The organism is bacterium (assembly GCA_035308905.1).
Classification (GTDB): domain Bacteria; phylum Sysuimicrobiota; class Sysuimicrobiia; order Sysuimicrobiales; family Segetimicrobiaceae; genus DASSJF01.
This window is the reverse complement of record DATGFS010000050.1, coordinates 69,264-87,867: the sequence shown is the minus strand read 5'-3', so window position 1 is coordinate 87,867 and position 18,604 is coordinate 69,264. Positions and strand designations below refer to the sequence as shown.

Annotated in this window: 16 protein-coding genes; 13 read left to right on the top strand and 3 right to left on the bottom strand. The window is 67.6% G+C overall.

Annotated features, from left to right (window positions below):
* Nucleotides 1-50 precede the first annotated feature (50 nt).
* The 7 genes from ftsA (at nucleotide 51) to VKT83_15785 (ending at nucleotide 10,576) form a co-directional block, all read left to right on the top strand.
* Nucleotides 51-1,292: a cell division protein FtsA gene (ftsA, locus tag VKT83_15815; protein ID HLY23933.1), complete on the top strand. Its 1,242-nt coding sequence runs from the start codon at nucleotides 51-53 to the stop codon at nucleotides 1,290-1,292.
* Between the two features lie 192 nt (nucleotides 1,293-1,484).
* Complete coding sequence (gene ftsZ / locus VKT83_15810) at nucleotides 1,485-2,573, top strand: cell division protein FtsZ (GenBank protein HLY23932.1); 1,089 nt, start codon at nucleotides 1,485-1,487, stop codon at nucleotides 2,571-2,573.
* Nucleotides 2,574-2,752: 179 nt separating this feature from the next.
* A complete protein-coding gene (locus VKT83_15805; protein HLY23931.1) occupies nucleotides 2,753-3,826 on the top strand; it encodes a site-2 protease family protein in 1,074 nt (357 codons plus the stop codon).
* Between the two features lies 1 nt (nucleotide 3,827).
* The gene (locus tag VKT83_15800) at nucleotides 3,828-4,616 is read left to right on the top strand and encodes an ABC transporter ATP-binding protein (protein HLY23930.1); all 789 of its coding nucleotides are present in this window, start codon (nucleotides 3,828-3,830) and stop codon (nucleotides 4,614-4,616) included.
* Nucleotides 4,613-5,872, top strand: coding sequence for an ABC transporter permease subunit (locus VKT83_15795; protein ID HLY23929.1), 1,260 nt, complete (start codon nucleotides 4,613-4,615; stop codon nucleotides 5,870-5,872). Before VKT83_15800 ends, VKT83_15795 begins: the two co-directional genes overlap by 4 nt.
* Before the next feature lie 227 nt (nucleotides 5,873-6,099).
* Nucleotides 6,100-6,624 (top strand): transcriptional regulator NrdR, encoded by a 525-nt coding sequence (gene nrdR, locus VKT83_15790; GenBank protein ID HLY23928.1) that lies wholly within the window; start codon nucleotides 6,100-6,102, stop codon nucleotides 6,622-6,624.
* Nucleotides 6,625-6,679: 55 nt separating this feature from the next.
* Complete coding sequence (locus VKT83_15785; GenBank protein ID HLY23927.1) at nucleotides 6,680-10,576, top strand: LAGLIDADG family homing endonuclease; 3,897 nt, start codon at nucleotides 6,680-6,682, stop codon at nucleotides 10,574-10,576.
* Between the two features lie 98 nt (nucleotides 10,577-10,674).
* On the opposite strand, the gene VKT83_15780 is transcribed toward VKT83_15785, so the two are convergent.
* The 3 genes from VKT83_15780 to VKT83_15770 form a co-directional block, all read right to left on the bottom strand.
* Entirely contained in the window at nucleotides 10,675-11,184 is a 510-nt protein-coding gene (locus VKT83_15780) for a nitroreductase family protein (GenBank protein HLY23926.1), read from the bottom strand.
* Nucleotides 11,185-11,315: 131 nt separating this feature from the next.
* Complete coding sequence (gene fumC, locus VKT83_15775; protein ID HLY23925.1) at nucleotides 11,316-12,788, bottom strand: class II fumarate hydratase; 1,473 nt, start codon at nucleotides 12,786-12,788, stop codon at nucleotides 11,316-11,318.
* Nucleotides 12,785-13,534, bottom strand: coding sequence for a YoaK family protein (locus VKT83_15770; GenBank protein ID HLY23924.1), 750 nt, complete (start codon nucleotides 13,532-13,534; stop codon nucleotides 12,785-12,787). Before VKT83_15770 ends, fumC begins: the two co-directional genes overlap by 4 nt.
* A 114-nt stretch (nucleotides 13,535-13,648) precedes the next feature.
* Here VKT83_15770 and VKT83_15765 point away from each other — a divergent pair, with 114 nt between their 5' ends.
* From VKT83_15765 to VKT83_15740, 6 genes are all read left to right on the top strand, one after another.
* Complete coding sequence (locus VKT83_15765) at nucleotides 13,649-14,560, top strand: phosphate/phosphite/phosphonate ABC transporter substrate-binding protein (protein ID HLY23923.1); 912 nt, start codon at nucleotides 13,649-13,651, stop codon at nucleotides 14,558-14,560.
* 61 nt (nucleotides 14,561-14,621) lie between these two features.
* The gene (gene phnC / locus VKT83_15760; protein HLY23922.1) at nucleotides 14,622-15,392 is read left to right on the top strand and encodes a phosphonate ABC transporter ATP-binding protein; all 771 of its coding nucleotides are present in this window, start codon (nucleotides 14,622-14,624) and stop codon (nucleotides 15,390-15,392) included.
* A gap of 143 nt (nucleotides 15,393-15,535) precedes the next feature.
* Complete coding sequence (gene phnE / locus VKT83_15755; protein HLY23921.1) at nucleotides 15,536-16,597, top strand: phosphonate ABC transporter, permease protein PhnE; 1,062 nt, start codon at nucleotides 15,536-15,538, stop codon at nucleotides 16,595-16,597.
* Complete coding sequence (gene pgeF, locus VKT83_15750; GenBank protein HLY23920.1) at nucleotides 16,594-17,382, top strand: peptidoglycan editing factor PgeF; 789 nt, start codon at nucleotides 16,594-16,596, stop codon at nucleotides 17,380-17,382. Before phnE ends, pgeF begins: the two co-directional genes overlap by 4 nt.
* A gap of 39 nt (nucleotides 17,383-17,421) precedes the next feature.
* Nucleotides 17,422-18,108: a YggS family pyridoxal phosphate-dependent enzyme gene (locus VKT83_15745; GenBank protein ID HLY23919.1), complete on the top strand. Its 687-nt coding sequence runs from the start codon at nucleotides 17,422-17,424 to the stop codon at nucleotides 18,106-18,108.
* A gap of 55 nt (nucleotides 18,109-18,163) precedes the next feature.
* On the top strand, nucleotides 18,164-18,565 hold the full coding sequence (locus VKT83_15740) for a cell division protein SepF (protein HLY23918.1): 402 nt from the start codon (nucleotides 18,164-18,166) through the stop codon (nucleotides 18,563-18,565).
* Nucleotides 18,566-18,604: the final 39 nt, after the last annotated feature.

The following is an 18,604-nucleotide window of genomic DNA, read 5'->3' as shown; positions in this document are numbered from 1 at the left end:
GTTCATCGAACCTTTAGTCGCAGCTGTGGCCGCAGTCGGAGGTGCACCCGTTGGCAAAACGGGGGCCGCTGGTGGGCCTGGACATCGGGACCACCAAGGTCTGTGTAATCATCGCAGAACCCGATGAAGACGGGGAAGTCCACATCACGGGTGTGGGGACGTCCCCGTCTCTTGGTGTCCGGAAGGGTGTCGTCGTCGATCTCGACACCACCACCCGTGCGATCGAAGAAGCCGTCGACAAGGCCGAGCGCATGGCCGGCATCAAAACGGCCGCGGCGCTCGTCGCCGTGTCGGGCGAGCACATCGCCTCCCAGAACAGCCGCGGCGTAGTCGCCGTCTCGCGCCCAGACCGGGAGATCGCCGAAGCCGACGTCTCCCGCGTCGTGGAGGCCGCCCGCATGGCGGCCATCCCCGGAAGCGATCGTGAGATCATTCACCTGCTGCCGCGCGACTTTCTCGTGGACGGCCAGGATGGGGTCCGCAACCCTGTCGGCATGTACGGCATGCGGCTCGAGGTGGAGGCCCACATCGTCACGGGCGCCAGCACGCTGCTTGCCAATCTATTGAAGTGCATCCAGCGCGCCGGCCTCGAGGTCGACGACCTGGTGCTCGAGCCGCTTGCGTCCGGCGAGGCCGTCCTGACACAGGCCGAGCGCGACCTCGGCGTCGTGTTGGTCGACATCGGCGGCGGCACGACCAGCATCGGGGTGTTCTCGGGAGGCAGCCTGTGCCACGCGACGGTGCTGCCGGTCGGCGGCAACCATGTGACCAACGACGTGGCGGTCGGGCTCCGCATGCCCATCGCGGAGGCCGAGAAGCTCAAGATCCGCCACGGGTGCGCCCGAGCGTCGATGGCGGCCGAGGGCGAGCTGATCGAGGTCTTCCACATCGGGACGCGCGAGCCGCGCATCCTGCCGCGCCGCGTGCTCGGCGAGATCATCGAGCCGCGCTTCGACGAGATCTGCGGCATGATCAAAGCCCAGATCAAACGGTCGGGGTACGCGCAGATGGTTCCGGCCGGGGTCGTCGCCACCGGCGGCGGGGCGCTGCTGCAGGGCCTTGGCGAGGCCGCTTCGGAGAAGCTCGACATGCCGGCGCGCGTGGGCGCGCCCGACGCGACCGGCAGCATGGCCGACAGCGTGCGCAGTCCGGTCTACGCGACAGGCGTGGGCCTCGTGCTGCACGCCGCGCGGCAGCGCGGACCGGCGCGGGTGATCAAGGCCACGAACGGCGACGGCCGCATGTTCGGCAGGCTGCGGCACTGGTTCCGAGAGTTTGCGCACGGGGGGTGACATCGCGGGGCCCGCGGCACGGCCATTACGACGCAGCAACGGACGCACCACACAACGCGCGTTCATCATGACACAGACGAGGCGACAACCATGACCGAGAAACGGTGGCATCCGGTCCAGCGCATGATCTCCGAGCGGCCTGGGACGGCACGTGCCGGGGACGGTGTCCCCGAACCAGCGGGAGGGGTGAGGATGGCGAATCTCGATCGGGATCTCCGGCGCTACGCGGCGATCAAAGTCGTGGGTGTCGGCGGCGGCGGCAGCAACGCGGTGAACCGCATGATCACCGCGGGACTTCGCGGCGTGGAGTTCATCGCCATCAACACCGACGCGCAGGCCCTCGCGCTCAGCAATGCCGACCGCAAGATCCACGTCGGCGGCAAGGTCACGCGCGGCCTCGGGGCCGGCGGCGACCCGGAGATCGGCCGTCAGGCGGCGGAAGAGAGCCGCGAGGACCTTGTCGAGGCGCTCGAAGGGGCGGACATGGTGTTCGTCACTGCGGGCATGGGCGGCGGAACAGGAACCGGCGGCGCGCCGATCGTCGCGCAGATCGGCCGGGAACTGGGCGCCTTGACCATCGGCGTGGTGACGCGGCCGTTCGGGTTCGAAGGCCGGCGCCGCGCCGCGGCGGCGGACGAGGGCGTCCGCAACCTCCGCCAGCGCGTCAACACCGTTATCACGATCCCGAACGACCGGCTGCTTCAAGTTGTCGAGAAGACCGCCACGATGGTCGAGGCCTTTCGGGTCGCCGACGACGTGCTGCGGCAGGGCGTCCAGGGCATCGCGGACCTGATCACGGTGCCGGGCCTCATCAACCTCGACTTCGCCGACGTCCGCACCATCATGGCGGAGGCCGGCTCTGCGCTCATCGGCATCGGGATCGGCAGCGGCGAGGGGCGCGCGACGACGGCCGCGCAGGCCGCGATCTCGAGCCCGCTGCTCGAGACGTCGATGGACGGCGCGAGAGGCCTGCTGCTGAACATCACCGGCGGGCTCGACCTCGGCATTCACGAGGTCAACGAGGCGGCGGCGGTTGTGCAGAAGGCGGCCGACCCGGAGGCCAACATCATCTTCGGCGCCGTGATCGACGAGCGGCTGGACGGCGAGGTGCGAATCACGGTCATCGCCACCGGGTTCGAGGCGAAGCGGCACGAGAGCGATGAGGCGATCGAGCCGGCGGCGGCCGCGGTGGGCGTGGCGCCGAACGGTGGAATGGTGAGGGACCACGCGCGGCTCGGCCTCGACGATCTCGACATTCCGGCGTTTCTCCGGAAGCGGTGACGATCCGGACGTGGTGACGGCCGCTTTCCGCGGCGTCTGAGCATCGACGGCAAAACGGGGCGGTCCGCGAGGGCCGCCCCGCGCTGTCGGCGCCGCGATGCGCGGGGGACAGTAGGGTATAACTCGCGGGGAGCGGGGTGTTCTTTCGCCCGCGGCGGCGCGGTGGTAGGCTTAGTTCTATGGTGGTGAGTCCCGAACACTTCGCCGCCGCCCGCGCGGCCGTCGAAGCGTCTTTCCCGGTGCAGGAAGTATGGTTCCAGAACGGCCGGCCGGCGTTTACGATCGTTCCGGGCCCGGACGACAAGGCCCGGTTTTTGGAGCTCCGCGAGCGCCTGCGCGGCCTCGGCGTGCTGCCGATGATGCGGCGGCACCAGGGCGAGACGGTGATTCTGCTCGCCTCGAGTCCGCCCGCGGCGCCGACCGCCTGGCGCTGGCCCGTGTTGCTGTTTATCGCAACGCTGGCCACGACGTTCGTGGCCGGGTACCTCGACGCGCGCGGCGCCTGCGTGCCGGGCCTGCTCGCGCCGGTGCCGGGCGGGATCGCGTTTGCGCTCTCGCTGATGGCGATTCTGTTCTGTCACGAGATGGGGCACAAGGTGGTGTCGATCTGGCGAGGCATCGACGCGAGTCTGCCGTATTTCATCCCGATGCCGCCGCTCCCGGGGCTCGCGATCGGGACGCTCGGCGCGGTGATCTTTACGCGCACGCCGGCGCCGAACCGCGACGCGCTGATCGAGCTGGGGGCGAGCGGGCCGCTGGCCGGCTTCGTCGTGGCGATTCCGATTTTGTTTTACGGCGTCCTGCACTCCCTCGTGATCCCGCACGCGGCGATCGTCGCGCGGGGTTGCGCACTGGTCGCTGTGCCGACGCCGCTGCTCGTGGATCTGCTGATCGGACGGCTCCTGCACCCGGCGGCGAACGCGGACGTGATCATTCATCCGATGGCGTTCGCGGGATGGGTGGGACTCCTCGTCACCGCGCTCAACCTGCTGCCGGCGAGCATGCTCGACGGCGGCCACGTGACCCGGGCCGCGCTCGGGCCGCGCTGGCACCTGATCCTCTCCTACATCGCCGTCGCCGTGGGCATCGTCTTCGGCTACTGGCTGATGAGCGTGCTGGTGCTCTTTATGATCCGGCGCGGACACCCCGGGCCGCTCGACGACTGTTCTGCCGTGAGCCCGGCCCATATCGCGGTGGCGGTCTCCTTGATTCCCGTATTCGTGCTGAGCGCCGTGCGGTTGGGGCTGTTCTGAGATGAGCGTCACCTCGCAGGCGAGGCCGTCCGGCCGGACCGAGGCCGACGAGGGGGGACGGCTGCTCGTCGAGGCGCGCGACCTCCAAAAGAAGTTCAAAAGCTACCACGCCGTGCGGGGCGTGTCGTTCCAGTGCTACGCCGGGGAAGTCTTCGGCCTGCTCGGTCCGAACGGGGCGGGCAAGACCACGACGATCCGCATGCTGACGACCATCTTGAAGCCCACGTCGGGCACGGCCCGCATCGCCGGCCATGACGTCGTTCGCGATCCCGAGGCGGTGCGGCGGTCCATCGGGGTGCTGCCGGAGAACGCCGGCGTGTACGGCCGGCTCAGCGGGCGCGAGGCGATCCGCTACGCCGGCCGGTTGTACGGCCACGGAGGTCCGGAGCTCGAGCAGCGGATCGTCGAGATCGCCGACGCGCTGGAGTTGACCACGCACCTGGACCGGCTGACCGATACCTACAGCAAGGGCATGAAGCAGAAAGTGAACGTGGCCAGGGCCCTGATCCACAACCCGCCGGTCGTGTTCCTCGACGAGCCAACCTCCGGGCTCGACGTCTTCTCCGCGCGCTCCGTGCGCGACTTCGTCCTGCGGTTCAAGACCGAGGGGCGGTGCGTGATCCTCTCGACCCACATGATGGAAGAGGCCGAGCGCCTGTGCGACCGGGTCGCGATCATTGCCGGCGGCCGCATTCGGGCGGAGGGCGATCTTGCCGCGCTGAAGGCGGAGACCGGGCAAGACCTCGAAGAGATCTTCATGACGATGGTCGGGCAGAGCATCGTCACATGATGCGCGTGGCGTGGGCCTGGATGCGGGGCGCCGGCGGAGACCGCGCCGCGCAGTCGCGGTCGCACGAGACCGGCAGCTGGATCCGGGCCGTGTATTGGAAGGAGACGCTCGAGGCATTCCGCGACAAGCGCAGTCTGCTCGTCCTGGTCGTCCTGCCCGCCTTGATCATGCCGGTCGTAACGCTCGGCATCCCGTATCTCGAGCAGCGTCAGGCGCACATGATCCGGACGACAACGCCGGAGGTTGCCGTTCAGGGCAGCGCGCCGAACCTCATCCACCTTGCGTACACGAGCAAGCTCATCACGCCGGTGCATACCGGCGACGTGAACAAGGCCTTGAAGGAGCGGCGGGTGCTGGCGGTGCTCGAGCTCCCGCCCAACTTCGAGGCCCTCATCGCGCGTGACGTGCAGCCGCACGTCGGAGTGCTCTACGACGCCAGCAACCCGGAGAGCGTCGCCGCCCGCGCGCGGGTTGTCGACCTGATTTCACGGTACAGTCAGGTGGTCGTGGCCCGTCGGCTCATCGCCCGCCACATCAACCCGAAGGATCTCCTGCCGGTCGTGCTCGACGAGCGCAACGTCGCCACGCAGCGGCAGCTCTCCGGCCTGCTGCTGGCGAGCCTGCTGCCCTTCTTCATCGCGATGTGGGCGGTCGTGGGCGGCATGTCCCTGGCCGTGGACGAGGCGGCCGGCGAGAAGGAGCGGGGGACCCTCGAGTCCCTGCTGGTCACTCCTCCGTCGCGCGAGGGGATCGTCGTCGGCAAGTTCTTGTCCGTGCTGACGGCCTCGGTAGGTGCGGTGGTCGTGGTCGTGATCGCGATGATGGTCAGCCTCCGCTGGGGATACCCGTACGTCCTCCACACGTCGGAAAAGCTCGACGTCAGCCTGCCGATCGGGACCGCGATCGTCATGCTGGGAGTCGCCGTGCTCTTCGCCGCGTTGATGAGCGCCGTGCAGCTGGCCATGAGCATCTATTCCAAATCCCCCCGGGAGGCGCAGCAGTTCATCACACCGCTCTACTTCATCACGGTCCTGCCGGCTCTCGCCGTACAGTACATCACGGAGTGGCAGGGCGCCACGTGGGCCTACGTGCTGCCCGTCCTGAACACGTTCTTCGGCTTTCGGGAGCTGCTGCTCGGCACCACGAACTGGGGCCACCTGCTGCTCGCCTCGGTGTCCTCGGCCTTCTACGCCGCGCTCGCCGTCGAATTGGCCATCATCTTGATGAGCCGGGAGTCCGTGATCTTCCGAACTTAGCTTCTGCGTGTGCGGACGAGAAAAACGGCGCGCTGAGGCGTTCACCGGACCCGACTGCGTACCTGACCCGCGGCCACAGGTTTCACAGGGAATCCCACGCATCGACACGGGTCGCCTCAAAAATCGGACGAATAAGAGCATATTTTGGTACCCTTCGTCCTTGAGATACAATATCTAGTATGCTACGATTCCTTTCGCGCTAAATCTAGGGAAAAGGCCGAACATCTGTGCGTTGTCCATACTGCGGAGCCAAGGAAACCAGGGTGTTCGACTCCCGGCCGGCCGACGAGGGTGAGGGGATCAGGCGGCGGAGGGAGTGCGAATCCTGTCATCGGCGGTTTACCACCTTCGAGCGCGTCGAGCGGCTCGCCCTTCACGTCGTCAAGCGGAACGGGCGGCGGGAGCGGTTCGAGCGCGCCAAGATCTTGAGAGGCCTCCGGCTGGCGTGCGAAGGCAGACCGGTCGAGGATTCGGCGCTCCAGCAGATCGCCGATGAGATCGAGCGCGCGGCGCTTGAGCAGGGGACCGGCGAGGTCAAGAGCCGGGAGATCGGGGATGCCGTGATCGAGGGACTGCGCCGGCTCGACGACGTCGCCTACGTCCGGTTCGCCTCGGTGTACCGGCGGCTGGGAGATGTCGACCGCCTCGTCGAGGAGATCCAGGCACTGAAGGCGCGCAAACAAATGGAGGCCGAGCTCGCCTCGCAGGTTCTGCTGCTACCACTCACCCCGCAGCGTCCGGAGCGCAACTAATCCTATGTCCGCCGCCGATTCGATCGGGCCTAATTCTATGCAGGGGGAGACGTCGATGGCGACCACTTCCGACGACCAGACATCGCAGCCGTCCATGATCGTAGAAGGCAGCGCCCTGATTGCCACGCCCGCGGAAGCGCCCCGTCCGGAGCCGAACGCGCTGCCCTCGGAAACGCTCGACTTCTTCCACGGGGATGAGCTCCGTGCCCGTGTCTTCTACGACAAGTATGCGCTGCGCGACCCCGACGGCCGCGTCCTCGAGCCCACGCCGGTGGAGATGTGGCGGCGGATCGCCAACGGTCTCGCCTCGGTCGAGCCGACCACACAGGCCCGCGAGCGCTACGCCGGCGAGTTTTACTGGCTGATGGAGAACTTCCGCTTCATCCCCGGCGGCCGCATCATGCACGCGATCGGCAACAACAAGCGCGTGACTGCTTTGAACTGCTACGTAAATAAAATCAAAGAGGATTCGATCGAGGCGATTTTTGACTGGATGAAGGAATCCGCGCGCACGTACTCTCTCGGCGGAGGCGTCGGTACGGATATCAGCGTGCTGCGTCCGGCCGGCGCGCCGGTCAACAATGCTGCGCGCACAAGCACCGGGTCGATCTCCTTCATGGAACTGATGTCGCTCACAACCGGGACGATCGGCCAGAGCGGTCGCCGCGGCGCCCTGATGATCACGATCGCCGATGATCATCCTGACGTGCTGGCCTTCACCAAGATCAAACGCAACATGGATCGGGTACGATTTGCCAACATCAGCGTTCGCATCAGCGATGCGTTCATGCGTGCGGTCGAGGCGGACCAGCCGTGGACGCTCAAGTTCAAGAACGACCGGGTAAACGTAGAACGCAGTTTGCCGGCCCGCGAGATCTGGCGCGAGTTAATTTACGGTGCTACAAACCATGCCGAACCCGGTGTCATCTTCTGGGATTCGATCAAGCGGTGGAGCACGTCAGAGTACAACAACATGAACGTGATCACGACCAATCCTTGCTCGCTCGTCGGATCCACTTACGTCATGACGCCGAGCGGGATCCACAGACTCGATCAGTTGGTTCAGAACGCTGTGGCGGACCGCGTGAACCCAACCGTGCTGATTGACCGCCGGGCCGGCGACGCGACGGGCGTCGCACCGGTGCGCGCGGATGCCCTAGCGTTTACCGGCGTGAAGCGAATTTACCGCGTCGAGACGACGAACGGCATGGCGATCCGCGGCACTGGTGATCACAAAGTTAAAGTGTTGAACGACGACACGTTGGATCCGCTGCACGAATCCAAGGGATGGAAGCGGATCGACGAGCTCCAGCCAGGTGATGCGCTCGCGGTTATGGATCCCAATGACGAGCGGCTTATCGAGACTGTTTTCCGCGACCGCTCGGCGCATTTGCATATCGATCGCGATTGGGTGCAACCCCGGCGGCGCGACGCGCACTTTGGCCTGATCAACATCCCAGAGACGTGGGACGACGATCTGGCCTATCTCGTCGGTTACGCGGTCGGAGACGGCTGCTACACGCGGCACAATCGTCGAGCAGCGCTGGCAAACCGGCTCGATCTCCACATGAATATTGACGACGCGCCGTACGTGAAGCCGATTGTCGACCGGGTAACGGGACGATGCGTACAGCGAAGGAGAGTAGCGGTCCCGGCTGGCGCCGTCGCGGGGTTCGCTGAATCGGCGTCCGTTGCGTATCCTCTTCAGCACGTAGAAGGCACGAAGCGGGCCTGGGTTTCGATTCATGCCGCGGCGTTTCTCCGGGTGCTGGCTTCACTTGGTCTGCGGCCGGCGGTGGGCCACGAAAAGGTGGTGCCCGAATCTATTCTAACCGCGACCAAAGAGGCAACGGCTGCCTTCCTCAGGGGGCTCATCGATGCGGATGGGACCGTTTCGCGTCCAGGCGAGCGACCGATGGTGTCGCTCTCATCCACGTCGCGCAGACTAATCGAGCAGACCCAATTGCTCTTCTTGCAGTTCGGCATCTTCTCGTCTGTGACGACATCTCGGGCTGAGGCGAAGAGTCGCTCATCGAGCGGTCTGACCTATATCGCAAAGAACGGCGAGAGCCGCGAGTATCGCAGCGTTCGTGACATCTACAAGGTGAGCATAAGCGGCTATCCCTCGATCGCGCGATTTGCCCGTTTCATTGGGTCGGCGCTTCCCAGGCGCCGCGACGCGCTCGAGGCTTTGCTGGCGCATCGTGTGCGAGAACTGCGTGACGTTACCGACGACACACGAGTCGCCGCAGTCGTCGATGAGGGCATCGAGGAACCGGTATACGATCTGACGGTCCTCGACACCAAGTCGTTCATCGCCAACGGACTCGTGGTGAGCAATAGCGAGATCCCGCTCGAACCGTATGGCTGCTGCTGTCTTGGTAACCTTGGCCTCCAAGAGTTTGTGCTGGATGAGTTTAGCCCCCAGGCGCAGGTGGACTGGCCCCATCTGGAGCATGCATTGCGGCTGGCAACCCGGTTCCTAGACGACGTCCTCGACTACAACGCCGACAAACATCCCCTCCCCGCTCAACGGGAAGCCAGCCTCTACTCGCGGCGCATCGGGGTCGGTTTCACCGGCCTGGGGGATATGCTGTGCAAGCTGCGCCTCAAGTACGACACGAAGGAGGCGGTGGAGTTCGTCGACCGGACGTTCGAGCGGATTAAGAACATCGTCTACGACGAGAGCGTCAACCTCGCGATCGAGAAGGGGGCGTTCCCCGGGTACGATCGGGAGCAGCATCTCAAGGGCGCGTTCTTGCACACGCTCGCGCCGGAGGTCCTCGAGCGGATCCGGGAGCACGGCCTGCGCAACGTCGCGCTGCTCACGGTGCCGCCGGTCGGCAGCGGCGCGGCGCTCGCCGGCACCACGAGCGGCATCGAGCCGATCTTCGACCTCGGCTACACCCGGCGGAGCGAGTCGCTCTCGCAGCAGAAGTTCACGGTCTATCACCCGCTCGTCCGGTCGTACATGCAGCGGTTCGGGGTCGAGAACGAGGAGGCGCTGCCTGAGTTCTTCGTCACGGCCCACGAGATCGAGCCCGACATGCGGGTGCACATGCAGGCGGCGATCCAAAAGCACATCGACCACTCGATCTCCTCGACGGTCAACTGCGCGGCCGACACGACCGAGGAAGGCGTCGCCAGGATCTACTTCCTCGCCTGGAAGATGGGGTGCAAAGGCATCACGGTGTACCGCGAGAACTCGCGCGACAACATCCTGACGGCGGGCGCGGGCACCAAGAAGGACAAGCCGGCTCAGGCCGCTTCGGCCCCAACGGCGGCGGTGGCCGTGCCGTCCCCGGCGTCGGCGGTGCTTGGCGCGCCGCACGGCGCGGACGAGTCCCGGCCACAGACGCGCGGGCGGCCCAAGGTCACGATGGGACGGACCGAACGGATCGAGACGCCGCGAGGCCGGATCTACGTGACGATCAACGAGGACGCCAAAGGGATCTGCGAAGTGTTCGTGCAGTCGCTCGACGTCGAGGCGGACGCGGTCGGCCGGCTTGCCTCGCTCGCGCTCCGGACGGGCGCGGATCCGCGCCACGTGATCGAGCAGCTGTGGCGCGTCCAGTCCCGCGAGGTCGCGATCGACCGGTCGAGCGACGGCACCGTGGTGCGCATCACCACGATCGCGCAGGGCGTGGCGCTGGCACTCGGGCGGACGCTCTACGGGCCCAGCTTCCGGCCGGACCAGGTGTTCCCGATGGCGGACCGGCTGCCCGCGCCGGCGCCGAAAAACGGCAACGGGAACGGCCACGGCACCAACGGCACCAACGGACACGACCAAGCGGCGACGGCCGTCGCGGCACCCGCGCCGGCCGCGGCCGAGGTGCGCGAGATTCAGGAGCCGCTGCTGACCTTCGCCGGCGTCTGCCCGGACTGCGGCGGGTCGCTGGCCTTCGAAAACGGCTGCAGCCACTGCCGGAGCTGCGGATACTCGAAGTGCTAGTTTTCTGACCCTTCCGGAGGCCCGCCGTGCGGCGGGCCTCCAACGTTGTCACGCGGCGGTTGCATCGGCGTACGTCCATTCGGCCGATCGGCCGGCCCCTACGAAAACGATTTTCCAAAGCGCTCGCGCGAGGCAACCTGGCTGAGCGGCTTGCGCTTCTTCTTGCCGCGCCCGGCGGGATTCACAGGATAGCCGAACGGCACGATCGCCAGGAGGTCGTACTCGTCCGGCACGCCGAGCAACTTCTTCTGCTCGCTCATGCCGACGAACCCGACCCAATTCGACCCGATGCCCTCGGACCACGCCGTCAGCACCATCGACTGAATCGCCCGGCTGCCATCTGAGACGCCGAAACGGGACGCCTTCTCGATGGCGACCGCGATCGCCAGCGGCGCCTGCGAGATGTACCGGCCGTAGGGAGAAGCCGCCGCGAGCTTGACCAACATCTCGCGGTCCTGCACCGCGATGAAGTGCCACGGCTGCCCGTTCTGGCTGCTCCCCGTCAGCCGCCCCGCCTCCACGATCCGCTTCACGAGGTCCGCCGGCACCGCCGTGTCTTTGTAGCTGCGGACGGCGAGAATCGTGCGAACCGCTTCGAACACTTCCATATTGGCCTCCTTGTCTCGGGTTCGTTAGCCGGATCGTTGAAGCTGGAGAGGGGAGCGCGCGTGCGGTGGTGGAGTGAGGGCGTCCGCCGAAGGCCCTTCAGGAGTCCTGAGGCGGCCTGAGGTGGCCGCCCTCACTCCTTCATGGGATGCGTCATATCTTCCGCCCGCACCCACCGATCGAACTCCTCCGCCGTCACATACCCGAGCGCCAGCGCGGCCTCGCGCAGGCTCGTGTTCTCGTGGTGCGCCTTGAGCGCGATCTTCGCGGCCTTCTCGTAGCCGATGTGGGGGCTCAGCGCCGTGACCAGCATCAGGGAGTGCTCCACGTGCTCGCGGATCACCGCCTCGTTCGGGGCGATCCCGACCGCGCAGTGGATCGTGAACGACCGGCAGCCGTCGGCGAGCAGCGCGGCTGACTCGAGCACGTTGTGTAAGATCACGGGCTTGTAGACGTTCAGCTGGAAGTTGCCCTGCGAGTCGCCGAACGCGACGGCATGGTCGTTGCCGTACACCTGCACGCACACCATCGTCAGCGCCTCGCTCTGCGTCGGGTTGATCTTGCCCGGCATGATCGACGACCCCGGCTCGTTCTCGGGGATCAGCAGCTCGCCGAGGCCCGCGCGCGGCCCGGAGGCGTGCCAGCGGACGTCGTTGGCGATCTTCATCAGCGCCGCGGCCAGCGTCCGGAGCGCGGCGCTCACGTTGAGCATCGCCTCGTGTGAGGAGAGCGCGGCGAACTTGTTCGGGGCCGAGACGAACGGGCGGCCGGTCAGTTCGGCGATCTTCCGCGCCGCGACCTCGCCGAAGCGGGCGGGCGCGTTGATGCCGGTGCCGACCGCGGTGCCGCCGATGGCGAGTTCGTAGACGCCGGGCAGCGCCCGGCGGATCGTCGCGATCGCGTCGTCGAGCTGCGCGACCCATCCCGAGATCACCTGGCCGAGCGTCACCGGCGTCGCGTCCTGGAGATGGGTGCGGCCGATCATGACCACGGAGGCGTAGGCGCGGGCCTTCTCGTCCAGCACGTCCCGCAGGCCGGTGACCGCGGGAAGCAGCACGTCCTCGACCTGTTCGGCCGTCGCGATGTGCATCGCGGTCGGGAACGTGTCGTTGGACGACTGGCTGCGGTTGACGTCGTCGTTCGGGTGGATCGGTTTCTTCGACCCGATCGCGCCGCCGGCCAGCTGGATCGCGTGGTTCGCGATGACCTCATTGGCGTTCATGTTCGACTGCGTGCCGGAGCCCGTCTGGAAGACCACCAGCGGGAATTCGTCGTCGAGCGCACCGGCGATGACGTCGTCCGCCGCGCGGGCGATCAACTCGACCTTGTCGGCCGGCAGCTGCCCGAGCTCCAGGTTGGCGAGGGCGCAGGCCTTCTTCAGAATCCCGAACGCGCGAATGACCGGCCGGCCCATGCGGAAGCGGTCGACGCCGATCGGGAAGTTCTCGATCGAGCGCTGGGTCTGCGCGCCCCACAGGCGCGAGGCCGGGACGCGCACCTCGCCGAGCGAGTCGGTCTCGATCCGGACGTCCGTGCCGGCCCCCTTCGCCGGTGTCGCGGCGGGTCCGGTCGCCGTGCCTGTTCCGCGTGCCGAGCTCCCACTCATCGTGCCAACCCCTCTCTCGGTCGATGGGCGAGATCCGACCCCATGACGGCGACCAGCACTACCAACGGCGCCGCGACCGCCCACATCGACCACCGATGCTCGGCGAAGCCGCCGACCAGCGCGCCGAGCAGGTACACGGCCCACAGCCCCAACATGAGCGCGGTTCCACGCTCCGCCCGCGGCGGCGCGGTGTCTTGAGTCCCGGCCGCGCCACCTGCCTGCCGGCCGCGCGCCACCCACCGGTCCAACAGGTCGCTCGCGGTATCCGTCGCGAGCGTCGTGAGCGTTCCCGTGACGTACGTCGTCGCCACGCGGTGCTCACCGACCCGCCGGACCGTCGCGCTCTGCATCCCCATCGCGGCGGAGAGCAGGGCGATCATCCAGTAGGCCGCCGGTTCGGGGATGCGTCCACGCGGGGCACCAAGAATCACCCACACCCCGATGCCGGCCGCCAGCACCGCGGCCTCGAACCCGAGGCCGCGGGCGATCCGGCCGACGCCCCGCGTCGCGACGGTACCGGCGCCGGCGCCGCAGACAAAGGCCGCCAGCGCCACGATATTGTGCACCGCGTCCGCCCAGGCTTCCCGCCCGACGGAGAGTCCGAGAAGAATCGTATTCCCCGTCATGTTCGCCGTAAAGAGGCCGAGCATGAGGTAGCCGACCGCGTCGAGGCACCCGGCCGCGCCCGCAAGCAGCAGCACGAGACGCTTGCGGGGTGCCGCGGGCGCGCCGTGCGTCGTCGCCATCCCGGCACGTATTTCGCACGCCGCTCCGGCGAGTCCTGGAAGAGTCCTGGAGGAGAAGTTTCTCCGCCGAAAGAACCTGTGCGCGAACTGCCACCGCCTCGGGGGAGGAACACCATGCGACTTCGCGTTGCCGCCCTTGCGCTCGCCGCCGTCCTCGTGCTCGGTATCGCCGCGGCCGGTCCGTCTCCGGTGCCCGCGCAGACCCGACTGGTGATGGCGTTCGTCCCGTCGGGCGAGGCGAGCACGATCCTCGAATCGGGCAACCGCATCTCGCACCTGCTCGAGATGGCGACGGGATATCAATTTCAGTCCGTCGTCGCGACGAGCTACGCGGGCGTCATCGAGGCGATGGGGGCGAATCGCGCCGACATCGGATGGTTGAACACGTTCTCGTACGTGATCGCCCACCAGAAGTACGGCGTGGAAGTCCGCCTCGTCACGGTGCGGTTCGGACTCCCATACTACCGCGCGGAGATCATCACGCAGGCCACGTCCGGCATCAACGGGCTGGCCGATCTGCGGGGCAAGCGGTTCGCGTTTGTCGATCCCGCCAGCACGTCGGGCTATCTGTTCCCCGTCGCGGGCCTCAAGAAGGCCGGGTATGATCCGCAGAAGTTCTTCGGTCAGACGATCTTCGCCGGCTCACACAATAACGTCGTCCTCGCGGTGTACCAGGGCCGTGTCGACGCGGGGTCCGTCTTCGAAGACGCCCGCGGCAGCGTGCAGAAGACCCTGCCGGACGTGATGCAGAAGGTCAAGGTGGTCTGGAAGTCCGACCCGATTCCGAACGACACCGTCAGTGTCCGGAAGGGGCTGCCCGAGGACGTCAAAGCGAAGGTCACGAACGCGCTGCTGCGCTTCTCGCAGACTCCCGCCGGTCTCGACGCGTTGAAGTCGCTGTACGAGATCGAGGCCCTCGCCGACTACAACCTGCTGGTGACGAAGTACAAGGTCAAGACCCCGACGCTCGACGCGTTTTTCGATCCGGTGCGCGACGTCCAGCGGTTCGTGGGGCTGAACCCATAGCGATCAGCTTTAATTTCATGGTGGCCGACCGCGAGTCGGCCGGCATTCACGGGGGCCTCCCGTGAGCGACCCGATTCTTCGGATCGAGCACCTCAGCAAGGTCTACGAGGACGGGACGCGGGCGCTCTCGGACGTTTCCTTCGAGGTCGCCCGCGGCGAGTTTCTGGTCATCATCGGGCTCTCGGGGTCGGGCAAGTCCACGCTGCTGCGGTGCATCAACCGTCTCGTCACACCGACCTCCGGCCGCGTGTGGGTGGACGGCCGTGACGTGACGGCCGCGTCGCGCGACGGGCTGCGCGAAATCCGCCGCGGCATCGGCATGGTGTTCCAGCAGTTCAACCTGGTGCGGCGGGCGTCGGTCCTGACCAACGTGCTCGCGGGACGGCTGGGGTACGTGCCGCCGGCGTGGTCGCTCGGAAACTACTTTCCGGGCCCGGTGGTCGACCGGGCGATGCAGAGCCTCGAGCGCGTCGGCATCGCCGACAAGGCGTTCGGCCGGGCGTCGGCGCTGTCCGGCGGCCAGCAGCAGCGCGTCGGGATCGCGCGCGCCCTGATGCAGGAGCCCCGCATCATTCTCGCGGACGAGCCGGTGGCCAGCCTCGATCCGGCCTTGTCGCATTCGATCCTGAAATACCTCGAAGACCTCAACCGCAAGGACGGCATCACCATCCTCTGCAGCCTGCACTTTCTCAGCCTCGCGCGGCGCTACGGCACGAGAATCCTCGCCCTCAAAGACGGCGCCATCGTCTTCGACGGCCGCCCGGGGGACATCGACGAGGCGCGGTTCCGCGCGATCTACGGCGAGCAGGCCGAGGAGGTCGAGATCACCTGATTCCGGCGGCACCGCTCGCGCCCGACGGCCGCGCCCCGGCGCACGACGCGTCCCTGCCCGGGGCAGTCCGGCGCCGCGCGGAGCGGCCGGCGCCCTGGTACCGCTCGTGGCGCGCGTACGCCGGCTTCGCGCTCGCGGTCGCGGTGTACGCCTACGGCTGGCACGTCACCCAGATTCGCCTCGGCGAATTGTGGCGCGGTGCCCCGCTCATCCGTCCGTTCGTCTCGGCCCTCGCCCATCCGGACGTGGCCTCGCGCGAACCCACCTTACAGCGGGCGTCGGAGGCCTTTTACTATGGAGGCGAACAGCCGCCCCCGGCCGTGTCGGGACCGGGACCGTCGCTTCGCCTCTCGCGCGCTACCGGCGCGGCCGGCACGCGCATCACCGTGCACGGCGACGGTTTCGGCCCCGGCCGCGGCGGGACGCTGTGGTGGGAGAATCAGATCGGCCAGCGGCAGCCGCTGGCCTCGTTCCGAACCGATGCGCAGGGCCGCTTCGATGCGGCGGTGACGGCGCCCGACGTCCAAGGCACCCACAATCAGATCATCGCCGAGGTGACGACCGGGTACGGTCCGTGGCGGCCGAGCCGGACGCTCCTCATCGTGCTCGACCGGATGGTCGAGACCGTGTTCCTCGCGCTGATGGGGACGACGATGGGCGTGATCTTCGCGGTGCCGCTGTCGTTTCTCGGCGCGCGCAACCTCACCGGGCATCTGCCGGCCGGCGGCGCGGTCTACGCGCTGACCCGGACGGTGTTCAATCTCACCCGCTCGATCGAGGCGCTCGTGCTCGCGATCATCTTCACCGTCTGGGTCGGGCTGGGCCCGTTCGCCGGCGTGCTGGCGCTCGGGGTGCACAGCATCGCGTCGCTCGGCAAGTTGTACTCGGAAGCGATCGAAAGCATCGACACGGGTCCGATCGAGGCGATCATGGCGACCGGGGCGAGCACGCTGCAGGTCATCCGGTACGCCGTGGTGCCGCAGATCGTGCCGCAGTTCATCGCGTTTACGATCTACCGGTGGGACATCAACGTCCGGTTCAGCACGGTGATCGGCTTCGTCGGCGGCGGCGGCATCGGGTTCGTCCTCCAACAGTACATCAACCTGCTGCAGTGGCCGCAGGCCGCGACGGCGCTGTGGATGATCGCGGTGGTCGTCGCCGTGCTGGACTATGCGAGCGCCGTGGTCCGCGAACGTCTCGTGTGAGCAAACAGGCGGGCGTGCTGCGGGCCGATGCGCTCGAAGCGACGGGCATCGTGCGGGCCGTGTTCACGACGCGGCAGGGCGGCACCAGCGGCGGGCCCTACCGGAGCCTCAACCTCTCCTATGCCGTGGGCGACGCGCGCACGGCGGTCGACCGGAACCGGCGGCTCGTCGCGGCGGCGCTCGGGGCCGAGCCGCGGCGCCTGGTGGAGGCGCAGCAGGTCCACGGGGCGGCGGCCGCGGTGGTCGGCCGCGGCGACGCCGGCCGGACCATCCCGGCCGTGGATACGCTCCTGACGGCGTCCCCAGAGGTCTGGCTCGCGGTCCACACCGCGGACTGCGTCCCGGTCTTGATGCTGGATCCCGGCCGTCCGGCGGCCGCGGTCGTGCATGCGGGCTGGCGCGGAGTCGCCGCCGGGGCGGTTCCGGCGGCGGTGGCGCGTCTCCAAGCGGCCTTCGGGTCTGATCCCGCCCGATGTCTCGCGGCGGTGGGGCCGGCGATCGGCGGCTGCTGCTACGAGGTCGACCGTCCGGTCGCCGAGGCGATGCGGGGGGCGCCGTGGTGGCCGCCGGCCGCGCGGCCGGCGTCGCCCGGGAAATGGTATCTTGATCTGAGGGCGGCCGTTCGCGCGCAGCTCACCGCCGCGGGGGTGCGGCCGGACCACATCGAGATGACGCCCGGCTGCACGCGCTGTGAGCCCGACCTGTTTTTCTCTTACCGGCGAGCGCGCGAGACCGGACGCATGGCGGCGTGCATCCGGCTGTGCGAACGAGCCCAAAGGGAATAATTCCACTTCGTCGAATAGAGCGCCCGCCGGGAAGCCTCCATGGCCGATCTTGCAACCAATATTGCGAATGTGCGCGCGCGAATCCGGGCGGCCGCGGAACGCGGCGGCCGACGTGCCGACGACGTCTTGCTGGTCGCCGTGACCAAGACCGTCGACGCCGCGCGGGTGCGGGACGCCGCCGCGCTGGGACTCCGGACGTTCGGTGAGAACCGGGTCCAGGAGGCGCGCGAGAAGATTCCGGCCGTGTCCGGCGTGTCCTGGCACTTGATCGGCAGCCTCCAGCGGAACAAGGCCAAGGAGGCTGTGCGGCTGTTCGACGTCCTTGAGTCCGTCGACTCGGAGGCGCTGGCGGAAGAGTTGAGCCGGCGCGCCGTGGAGCAGGAGCGGGCCGTCGACGTGCTGATTCAAGTGAACGTGGCCCGCGAGCCGCAAAAGCACGGCGCGTCGCCGGAGGAGGCGGCGGCGGTGGTGCGCCGGACGGCCGTCCTGCCGGGGCTGAGACTGCGCGGACTGATGACGATCGCGCCGGCGGTCTCCGATCCCGACGAGGTGCGCCCCGTGTTTCGGGCGCTCCGCGAATTGAGGGAAAATCTACAACGTGTGCTCGGGGCCGCGCTTCCCGAGTTGTCGATGGGGATGTCGGAGGATTTCGAAGTGGCCATCGAGGAAGGCGCGACCATGGTCCGCATCGGGCGGGCCATATTTGCTGACCGCAGCCAGACATAGCCGGCAAGACGCAGCAGAAAACGCAGCAGCGGACGCCCCACACCGGAGGCGACACATGGGCCGGGTCATGCAACGGATGTGGCACTTTCTGGGCTTCGGCGAGCATGAGGAAGGAGGATTACCGGCCGAGACCGCGCCGCCGCGGGCGCCGATTTTTCGCCTGCATACTCAGCGGTCCTTGGAGATCGTGGTGCTCGAGCCGGGGCAATATGAAGAAGCGCAGACCGCGGCCGACTACCTCAAAACACACCGGCCGATCGTGCTCAACCTCAGGAACGTGCACAAGGACCTGGGGCGGCGCGTCGTCGATTTCCTGAGCGGAGTCGCCTATGCGCTCGACGGGCACACGCACCGTGTCGGAGACGAGATCTTCCTCTTTACACCCGCGCACGTGTCCATTACGGCGGAGCACATCCGCGAGGAGGAGGCGCCCAAGGGGCTCTTTCCGGTCGAGTGAATGCGCGTTTCGCTATACTGAGAGGCGCCTGCATCGCGT

Excerpts from the sequence above, each read along its gene's own strand:
- ftsZ (HLY23932.1), top strand. The coding sequence starts at position 1,485 with ATGGCGAATCTCGATCGGGATCTCCGGCGCTACGCGGCGATCAAAGTC.
- VKT83_15805 (HLY23931.1), top strand. The coding sequence starts at position 2,753 with ATGGTGGTGAGTCCCGAACACTTCGCCGCCGCCCGCGCGGCCGTCGAA.
- VKT83_15800 (HLY23930.1), top strand. The coding sequence starts at position 3,828 with ATGAGCGTCACCTCGCAGGCGAGGCCGTCCGGCCGGACCGAGGCCGAC.
- VKT83_15795 (HLY23929.1), top strand. The coding sequence starts at position 4,613 with ATGATGCGCGTGGCGTGGGCCTGGATGCGGGGCGCCGGCGGAGACCGC.
- VKT83_15785 (HLY23927.1), top strand. The coding sequence starts at position 6,680 with ATGGCGACCACTTCCGACGACCAGACATCGCAGCCGTCCATGATCGTA.
- VKT83_15780 (HLY23926.1), bottom strand. The coding sequence starts at position 11,184 with ATGGAAGTGTTCGAAGCGGTTCGCACGATTCTCGCCGTCCGCAGCTAC.
- fumC (HLY23925.1), bottom strand. The coding sequence starts at position 12,788 with ATGAGTGGGAGCTCGGCACGCGGAACAGGCACGGCGACCGGACCCGCC.
- VKT83_15770 (HLY23924.1), bottom strand. The coding sequence starts at position 13,534 with ATGGCGACGACGCACGGCGCGCCCGCGGCACCCCGCAAGCGTCTCGTG.
- VKT83_15765 (HLY23923.1), top strand. The coding sequence starts at position 13,649 with ATGCGACTTCGCGTTGCCGCCCTTGCGCTCGCCGCCGTCCTCGTGCTC.
- VKT83_15745 (HLY23919.1), top strand. The coding sequence starts at position 17,422 with ATGGCCGATCTTGCAACCAATATTGCGAATGTGCGCGCGCGAATCCGG.
- VKT83_15740 (HLY23918.1), top strand. The coding sequence starts at position 18,164 with ATGGGCCGGGTCATGCAACGGATGTGGCACTTTCTGGGCTTCGGCGAG.